The sequence below is a fragment of the Campylobacter sp. CNRCH_2015_0814 genome (assembly GCF_025772765.1).
Taxonomy (GTDB): domain Bacteria; phylum Campylobacterota; class Campylobacteria; order Campylobacterales; family Campylobacteraceae; genus Campylobacter_D.
The window spans coordinates 1-1,806 of sequence record NZ_JAKMSR010000029.1; the positions used below are offsets into that span (position 1 = coordinate 1).

General features: G+C 29.2%; 1 protein-coding gene and 1 pseudogene. One reads left to right on the top strand and one right to left on the bottom strand.

Features of this window, described 5'->3' with window-relative positions:
- Positions 1–194, top strand: a pseudogene (locus L8X24_RS07860) (peroxide stress protein YaaA); the annotation flags it as partial.
- 23 nt (positions 195–217) lie between these two features.
- Here the strand turns inward: L8X24_RS07860 and L8X24_RS07865 are convergent.
- Complete coding sequence (locus L8X24_RS07865) at positions 218–1,432, bottom strand: major outer membrane protein (RefSeq protein ID WP_263664335.1); 1,215 nt, start codon at positions 1,430–1,432, stop codon at positions 218–220.
- Positions 1,433–1,806 lie beyond the last annotated feature (374 nt).

A 1,806-nucleotide genomic window follows, 5' to 3' on the forward strand; every position in this document is an offset into this window, starting at 1 on the left:
TCACTTTTTTAAAAAATTCCAAAACTTTAAGTCACTTTGCAAAGGCTTATAGGGGTAAAATATTAAGAATACTAGCAAGTAAAAATATACATAGCAAAGAAGCTTTACTAGAAAATCTACCTAATGATTTAAAAATAAAAGAAATTAAAATACAAGGATTAAAAGAAGAGATAATTTTAGATATAGTAAGCTAAGCTTTTTGGCTTAGCTTTTATAATTAGAATTTGTATAGAGCTTCAAGTCTGATGAATTGATCATCTTTATCACTTGTACCAGCTGTATTGAAATCTTCTGTTAAGTAAGAATAGAATCCACTGAATGTAAGTTTTGGACTATAAGCATAAGATATGCTACCTACATACTCATTTTTATCTATATCATTTTTACCTGTTTGCTCAGTTTTACCACCGATATAGTCAAATCCTACTCTTAAAGTTTCAGCAAAAGTATAGCCTAAACCTGCAAAATAGAAGAAGTTTTCACCATATACATGAGTTAATTGACTAGTACCTTTAGCATAGAAAATTTGTTGACCTGGAGCAATAACTCTACCTGTATCTTCTAGAGTAACTACAGTTTGTTTGTCTTTATCACCATAACCAACTACACCAGCTTGGAAATCAAATGCAGAGATATTACCACTGAATTTAGCTGCATAGAAGTTACCATTGTCTACATTATTACCATAAAATTTTTCAAAATCGCTATCTAGACTATTTCCTAAGTATTGACCTTGGATTTTAAAATTCATATCATTAAATGCAAATTTATAGCTAGCATCTACTGCATATAAGAATGCATTATTAGCTGAATAAGCAGCCCATAATTGGAAAGCAAATGGATCAAAATCACCTAATACAGCAGCACCATATAATGATGATTTCTTAAGTTTTGTATCCGTAAAATCGCTATCATCTTCCCAGTTGAAAGCATCAAACCAGTAACCTGCAAAAGTTAAACCCTCGATAGAGTTGTTAAGAACTTTAGCTCCTGTTCCTACTGCATCATCAGTCCAAATTGAACCAACTTCCATTTTACCGAAAATTACATTTGTAGCATAAGCTTCATTAGTATATTCTAAGTAAGCTTGGTTTACATTAAATGTATCACTTGTAGTAGTGCCTTGTGCTCCATTTTTATTACCAAAACCAACATCTGTTGCATCATATTGGAATTGAACGAAAGCTTTGAAGTTATCATCTAAAGCTGCTTTGAAGTTTAATTGAGCTTTAAATTTATGCTCATTGTTTTTAGAGCTGTTGTAACCATCTGTAATCACATCACCTTGCTCTTGTCTATCAGATTGGAATCTGTATCTCATCATTCCTGATACATCAACATCTTTTATAGCTTCTTCAAGTGAAACAGCGTTAGCTGCTGAAAAAGCACCTGCAGCCAAAGCTGCTACTAAACTAAGTTTAACTAGTTTCATGAGAATTCTCCTTATTAAAATTAAAACTATGGCTTGTATTATATCATAGTTTTATATGAGAATTCTTAAAGTAAACAAAAATATGTATTTATTGGGATATATATTTGAAGTTATAGTATGTTGTTATACTATAATTATTAGTATATAATGATTATAGTTTAGATAATTAAACTATATTAAGTTAAATCTTTAAAATTATAATTTAATTTTATTCCTAATTTTATATTTTATAAATAATCTCATTCATATTTAAAACTATATATCTTTAAAGATCTAGTAAAAAACTAGATCTTTAAAAACTAAGGAGTTATCTATGAATGTTTGCTTTTACAGATGTAATTATGCTCTTTGATAGTTAATGTTTGGAAACTGGG

What these genes read in the sequence shown, in the direction of transcription:
- L8X24_RS07865 (WP_263664335.1), bottom strand. Translation starts at nt 1,432, where the DNA reads ATGAAACTAGTTAAACTTAGTTTAGTAGCAGCTTTGGCTGCAGGTGCT.